We start from the raw sequence: 6,918 nt of genomic DNA, 5'->3' as shown, positions 1-6,918 counted from the left end.
GCTAATAGGGTTGAGATCAGCACACCGGTCGAGGCGGTATCTTCATCGGTGGCGGTAAAGGCGTAAGGGCCACCGGATAGGGTGGGCGCATCATTGGTCTCTTCAATCACTTGCAACACAATATCATTACCATCACCACCATCAGTCAAAACTTTGAAGGCGAGACCAGAAGCCAAACCTGTCGATTTGACTGTGGTAAAGCTACCGGTGACGGTGTTGCTAATAGCTAGGTTATCAATAAGGGTGAAAGTGTCACCAAGATTGGCTGTGATATTGCTGGCATCAACTACTAGGGTGCCACCCAGATTGATATCCGTATCACTACCATCATCTCCCGGAATGACCGAACTGGTGCGGCCCGCATAGGCGACAGCATTAAAGGAGGCATTCGCACTTAGACTACCGTCGGTATCTGTAAAGGTACCCCCGACTAGAGTAGCGGTTGCAATATTCGGGTTTGCTGTATCAACTTGTAGCACAATATCACGGCCTAGGGATAGCACACGCACTTGGTTAGCCCCTAGGGTGCCACTGCTACCGGCAGCATTATTGATATCGTCCTGTAAGTTGAGAAGTGCTGAAAGCGTTCCATTATTGCTTGTATTATCACCTGTCACCGTAGCTGTATACTCAGTGCCTTCATAGGTAAAAGTGAAAGTATCACCCATACTGATGGCGGTTTCGATTCCTTCAAATGCCGTATAAGCGCCTTGGGCGGGAATTGCTGGTGTTTCTGTATCCGGACTCGCATCACCTCTGACTTTCAAGGCGTCAAAATTGTTGGAAAGCTTGAAAGCAAGGGTGCCATCGTTTGCCACAGACAAGGTTCCGGTACGGCCAGAGGCTTGTAAAATTCCTGCATTTACTGCTAAATCCCCAGAGATAGCAAGGTGTTCTATCACCAACTGACCATCACCAGTTTTTTCGAGACTCCCCTTGCCAACGCCACCGGTCAAACCCGACTCATCTGTGATGGAGCCGACCGTTTGATCGCCTGTAATCGTCCGTATCGCATCGGTACCAATACTGATAGTGACTGTATTGTTGCCTTGAATATAGAGAAATTCACCGGCCGCTTCACCATCACTGGCTATGTCTGTGCCTCCGATACCTCCGATGACACTACCACCAGCACCAAGTGCCCGAGTACCTGTGATGTTATCTTCAATGGTTAGGTGACCATCTTCGCGAATAAAGATGGCACCCCCGAGGCCGGCACCACCACCGCCGCCACCTCCTTTGAGTTCCTCATTGATCAGATTGCCACCACTGGCACCATCTCCTCCGCCAAGGCCACCTGCGCCACCTTTAGTAGGAGCGCCCGTCCACTCACCTCCGAGCCGATAGACACCGCCACCGCCACCGCCACCGCCGTAACCGCCGTAACCGCCATTGCCACCATTGCCACTGCTAAACTTACCGTCTGCATTACCGCCGCCGCCGCCGCCGCCACCAAACCCACCATCACCACCGTCACCACCACCTTTTAGGCGGTTACTCCAGAAGTTATCGTCGGGACCACTGAAGCCTTGGCCGTCATCGGTGCCACCGCCACCGCCGCCAAAGTCACCGCCGTCATTACCAGTTTGGCCGGTGACAAAGTTACCTGGAACTTCCCCATGTCCAGCAAAGAATTTTGTGGTACCGGCATTGTCACCACCGCCTGAGCCGCCCCCAGCAGGTACGGTAAGCCAGATGTAGTCGCCATTGGCATCCCGAACAGCCTGACCTGTAGTATCGATTAGAATGCGATCACCATGGGCATCGATTCCCATACTATCGATGTAGAGTGTGCTTGCATCATTAATCACTTTGACCAAGGGACGGGTTGTATTGGCTGAACTGCCGTAGTCGCTACGCTCAGTGACTTGTAGTGTGTAGCCATTAAATTGATTGTTGCTATCAAGGATAATCGGAGTACCTGTCGCATCGACCAAAATAGGCACATTTTCATGAAGCACAGTATTAGCGTCTGTATAGTTGATGGTGACTTGTCCGCCACCGGTCGCACCAGATTGTAAATCGGTCGTGTCATCTAGTGTCGCGCTTGCACCAGCTTCAGAAAAGATAGCACCGCCACCGCCGCCACCTTGATCTTCGCCATCCTCATTGTCATCACCCTTCCCACCGGCACCGCGCATGCCACCACCGCCACCGCCACCGGAACTGCCTGAGGCACCCGCTCCACCATCACCGCCTGTGGCAGAATAATCGGTTAGAATGACGTCGCGCAGTGTAAGAGAACCGTCATCATTGATGAAGACTGCCCCCCCGGCTCCCATGCCACCACCGCCACCGTTTTTACCACCGTCACCGCCCTCACCACCGCCATTTGCAATGGCGATACCCTCTAAGAGGACATCAGCGACATTAGAGGTACCATCAGCCGCATCACCAATCTCGTTCAAGTTATCGGGGTCACCGATAAAGAAGCCCCGCTCAACATCGGAGCCAGAAATTGTAATGTCCGCATTGCCATCGTTATCTCGGTCACCATCAATAGTGAGGTCCTTATCAATAACAATATGACCATTATCCGATAAAATGGTGATCGTCTGCCCGTCCAATGCGGCGGTGAATTCGATTCGATCCCCTGCACTTGCTAGTGCAATTGCTTCACGTAGCGATAAACCCGTGCCATCGGGGGTGCTTAGGGTTTCACTGCCATCGAACGCCTCATCAGCGGCAGTATCCACAATATGAGTTGCTGGACTAGGGTTGAGCGTTCCCGAAAAGCTAGGTACCGTTAGCGCAGACGATGTGATAGCACCCGTTTCTGCTTCTAAAATCCAGTCCCCACCTAGATGGCCTGCGCCTGTGAGATTATCCGAGGCGGCTACATTAGCCCCAGTTAATTTGGCAAAATGCTGGATGAAACTTTGATTAGCATCAGCAGCTACACGACACCCATAAAGCAAAATATCACCATCTTTCGCCAGTGCTTGCCCCCACTCAGTCAGAGTATCTTTATAAACATCGAGTGTATCCTGTGACCATTCTTTGCCACCAAGAAAAATCCGGCCTGGCGCACCGTGTGTGATGAGATGGAGAGAGGTAACTGCTTGATGCTGGATGAGAATATCACTGATCTGGCGTGCGGCATCTTGTATAGGATCAAGCACATAAGCCGCCATGTTTGGAGTAATCTTGTCTAGAATTTCGTGTAGATTATGAATCTGACTATCAATGATGACTACAGATCCAGTTATTTTTGCTGGTGTGTCATGTGTACTAGATGGCAACAATCCCGTCATGGCGGCTTCTCCCAATAAAAAAACAGAAAGACAAGAAACAAAAGAGGGGCACAAGTTACCCTATAATTTCAATAGGCACTGATGTTAGTGGGCGGCGTGTCCCTGGAGCTTGCAGATTGAATTGTGCAAGCCGCGCTCCTTGCGGAGTTTGGCGTTTCCAATAGACAAGCTCGCGTGATGCTTGCAAAGCACGCATTACCTTGGTTTGATGAAACAGCACCTGACGGGAAAGCGCACGGTTTGCCATAATCAAAACACAAGGGCCATCTAAACACTCTTCGTAGGTTAGCTCGCGTATATTGTCAATCCAAAGGCGAGCCGCTTCATGGCTGACAAGTGCCCAACCATAATAGCCAACAATTTGGCCATGGCTTTCAGTAAAAAAATAATGATTTCTTAAGATTTGACCTTTGAGCGTATCGACCCAAGTACCAAAACGGTATTGGCTAAAAGGCTCTGCCTGCGAAAGGAAAAGACAGGCAGCTCCTAGGGCTTGTAGAGGGTGACGATGACGAAAAATCTTTAGATCAGGATGATAAGTCATAAGGTAACTTCCAACGAACAAAGCGCTTTGTATACCTGTTTGGAGTAATCACAGTATCCAAAACATACAGTGGGAGGTATTGTACTTAGTATCCGGTAGGGCAGGTAGGTGTACTGTCAAACACATACCTCGATAGGTCGATGATCTTACCTGCGTCTGTGTGTCTGGGAAACTTTTGGCTCTTCGTTACTTTTTTTATTTTGCCTTTCCTAGCGGGTCTGTTTTCACTCCCTTGCCAGCGCTTGATTGATCGCTAAAAACTGCTGCACCTGATAATCCCGAAAACACTGATCCAGGTGGCGTTTTTCTGCCTGATAACGCTGGCAGGTTTTAAGGGCGAGGTTTGGGCTGGGGTTAAGCATGGCGGTAAGCCTTGTATCAGATACCGCTCTGTTGATTCGCTGCACCAAATCTGCGGGGATCTGTCCCTGTTGCAGTACTTGGGCGGCGGATTGAAACCTGTCCCGACAGGTGAGTACCAGCATATAGTCGTTGCCGACCTGCAGGCGTGGGGCTTCCCCTGCCACGATTGAGATCAAAGGGAAATAAGGGGCTAATGCCGGAAACAGGTAATTGGGGTAGATCTCAGCTTGCCAATAACTTTGTGCAATCTCCGCAAAGTGCTGATAATCCCTCACTGGCTCAAGGCCACTGTCGGCAAAGGGTAAAATCTCAACCGGGGGTTTGCTGGCATCCACGGTATCATTAGCGACATCCACATAGAGGCTGCCAAACAAAAAGGCGTTCTGAAAGTAGGTGTTGCGTAATATACCCCAAACCTGTCGTATCACCCCACCTTGCTGGGTAAAGTGGATCAAGGCCCGATACGCTTGTTGTTGATCCGAGGACAGGTTTTCAGGCTTCAGCTGTTGCAATCGCTGCCCCACCGCCTGACTGATCTCCAGGCATTGCCCAAGAGGGTAAGGTTTACCTTGCTTGCTGGGCTGACGCTGCCTCAGGATAGGGTCAAGTTGCTGGCGCACCGCTTTCAGCAAGGCGGTCAGTTCTGTCTGTACGGGAATCAGCAACGCCTGGGTTAATTGCGCTTGCTGATCTGGCTGTAAAACAGCCGGTTCATTGGGTAGCAGTGTGCGTTCGCTAGCGATCATCTGTCGCTACCTCAAACCCGACAATCTGCCGCTCTGTTTTCGAGAACTCCACCCCAATCAGATGAATCGGCTGCTTCAGGTGGCGGTATTTATCGGCGTAGCCCTTGTCGATAATTTGCTGCAGGGCTTTGCCTTCCGGCACCTCTTCCACCACCTTGAATTCAAATAAAAATACCTGCTCATTAAACAGTACCGTCATATCGATCCGGCCCTTGTTTGTAATATCTTCCAGGCGTATATCCAGACCTAAGGCGGCGAAGTAGCTGTAAAACACGCTGGCGTAGTAGCCCTCATAGTTGGCAATGGGATTGCTGCGTTGCCAGTCGTAGGGGATGCTGGCAAACAGGGATTTAAGCAGTAGCTGCAAGCCGGTCACATCACCTTTGGCTAACAGGCGGTAGAGTTTGCCGGTGAATTGGTGCGGCAGGGACGGATTACCCATTAGCATCTCTAACAAAACCCCGTTCAGGCTAGCTTGCACTTCTTTGTTGGGGTATTTCAGGGTGTATTCGGTGAGCGCCCCCATACGGAACTGCTCAGCAATGGTGAGATAGCCGGTCTGAAACATCAGGGCTTCCGTGGGCATATCGTCTACATCAAAGCGGGAGATCAAGGTTTCCATGGTCACCAATTGGGACAGCTCTGGGGTAAAAGTCTGGCGTTTTTGCAGCAGATCGATCAGAAAGGTCGGGGTTCCGGTTTCAAACCAGAAGGCGCGGAACTCTCGTTCCTGAAACAACAGCAGTAGGTCAAAGGGGTTATAAACCGATTCCCCCAGCCAGTTATAGCCATTGTACCATTGGCGCACCTGATCCCGATCCAGCCCGTCAAGTTCAGAGGCAAATACCCGCTCAAGGTCGGCCTCGGTATAACCGCAAATGGCTGAATACTCAGGAGAGAGCGTAATGTCTCTTAAATTGTTTAAGCCGGAAAATAGGCTGACTTTGCTGAACTTGGAGACGCCAGTGAGAAACACAAAGCGCAGCAGCGCATCCTGCCCCTTAATAACAGAATAGAAGTTACGCAGTTCATCTCGCATCGCGCGGGCTTGGTCTGAGTGGGTCAAATTATCCAGTATCGGTTTATCGTATTCATCAATCAGGATGACGACTTTTTGCCCTCTTTGCTGATGGCTGTGGCGAATCAGTTCAATAAAGCGGCCAACAATGGAGTCGGTTGTATAGCTCAGCCCATTATTGTTTGCCTCATCATCCAGAATCTCCAGAATGCGACTTTGCAGCGCCTCAACAGAGTGGAGCACACCTTCGGCAAAGCTGATGCGTATCACTGGGTGCTTTTTCGACCAATCCCACTGCTGTTCAGCGGCTAGGCCCTTAAACAGCGGCTGATTGCCCTCAAACAGCTCTTTTAAGGTATCCAGAAACAGGCTTTTGCCAAAACGGCGCGGGCGGGATAAAAAGTAATAACCACTGGTGTCTGCCAGTTGGCAGGCGATAGGGGTTTTATCCACATAGTAGTAATCGCCCTCGCGGATTTTGGCGAAGGTTTGAATCCCGATGGGGAGCTTTTGTCGCTGCTCTGTCATGGTTAGCCTGCCTGAAAATTTTATCCGCCAATAAACACAAAACCCCTAGTCTTTGCAGACCAGAGGCTAAAGATTAAGTATAGAGATGCCTGATCCGCAGGAACAGACGGCTGAACACGCTTATTTACGCAGTTTTTACTAAACCCAAAAGTCCCAAGCTTGTACTGCCATTTGGGTCCCTTGGGTACTTTGATACTCCGCAGAGGCCAGTAATTGCTCGGCCAGGCCGGTTAGCGTTTCGCTGGATTGCCAAGCATCGACTTCTTGGGCGTGGGCTGCTCGTCCCAAAATTCCTTGGTAAAGTCCTTGAATCCAAGTGCTTTGATCGGGTGTTTGCTCAACAAGGCTCAGGGCTAAGATATCCACAGCTACTTGCGCAAGATCTGCACCTGCGTCAAGCTTTTGTGCCCACCATTGGAAGCCTTCTAGATCGGCTTGCCGCCCCAGCATCCCTTGATAAAAACC

At 50.6% G+C, this 6,918-nt stretch carries 5 protein-coding genes; all 5 read right to left on the bottom strand.

The genetic code is table 11. The annotated features are described in order from the left end of the window. Nucleotides 1–3,254, bottom strand: a 3,254-nt coding sequence (locus BMX05_RS12925) for a DUF4347 domain-containing protein (RefSeq protein WP_177166905.1), incomplete at its 3' end; no start/stop codon positions are given. Between the two features lie 55 nt (nucleotides 3,255–3,309). Continuing rightward, the gene (locus BMX05_RS12230; RefSeq protein ID WP_093312606.1) at nucleotides 3,310–3,798 is read right to left on the bottom strand and encodes a hypothetical protein; all 489 of its coding nucleotides are present in this window, start codon (nucleotides 3,796–3,798) and stop codon (nucleotides 3,310–3,312) included. A gap of 224 nt (nucleotides 3,799–4,022) precedes the next feature. After that, nucleotides 4,023–4,907: a hypothetical protein gene (locus tag BMX05_RS12225; RefSeq protein WP_093312602.1), complete on the bottom strand. Its 885-nt coding sequence runs from the start codon at nucleotides 4,905–4,907 to the stop codon at nucleotides 4,023–4,025. After that, the gene (locus BMX05_RS12220; RefSeq protein WP_093312599.1) at nucleotides 4,897–6,453 is read right to left on the bottom strand and encodes an ATP-binding protein; all 1,557 of its coding nucleotides are present in this window, start codon (nucleotides 6,451–6,453) and stop codon (nucleotides 4,897–4,899) included. The genes BMX05_RS12225 and BMX05_RS12220 overlap by 11 nt, the downstream gene beginning before the upstream one ends. 138 nt (nucleotides 6,454–6,591) lie before the next feature. Then, a partial coding sequence (locus BMX05_RS12215; RefSeq protein ID WP_143051980.1) for a DUF4214 domain-containing protein occupies nucleotides 6,592–6,918 on the bottom strand: 327 nt, incomplete at its 5' end.

Origin of the sequence: Allopseudospirillum japonicum (genome assembly GCF_900108915.1) — a bacterium.
Taxonomy (GTDB): Bacteria; Pseudomonadota; Gammaproteobacteria; order Pseudomonadales; family Halomonadaceae; genus Pseudospirillum; species Pseudospirillum japonicum.
The sequence above is the reverse complement of the archived record's forward strand: the minus strand, read 5'-3'. Positions and strand labels throughout refer to the sequence as shown.

What these genes read in the sequence shown, in the direction of transcription:
- BMX05_RS12230 (WP_093312606.1), bottom strand. Translation starts at nt 3,798, where the DNA reads ATGACTTATCATCCTGATCTAAAGATTTTTCGTCATCGTCACCCTCTA.
- BMX05_RS12225 (WP_093312602.1), bottom strand. Translation starts at nt 4,907, where the DNA reads ATGATCGCTAGCGAACGCACACTGCTACCCAATGAACCGGCTGTTTTA.
- BMX05_RS12220 (WP_093312599.1), bottom strand. Translation starts at nt 6,453, where the DNA reads ATGACAGAGCAGCGACAAAAGCTCCCCATCGGGATTCAAACCTTCGCC.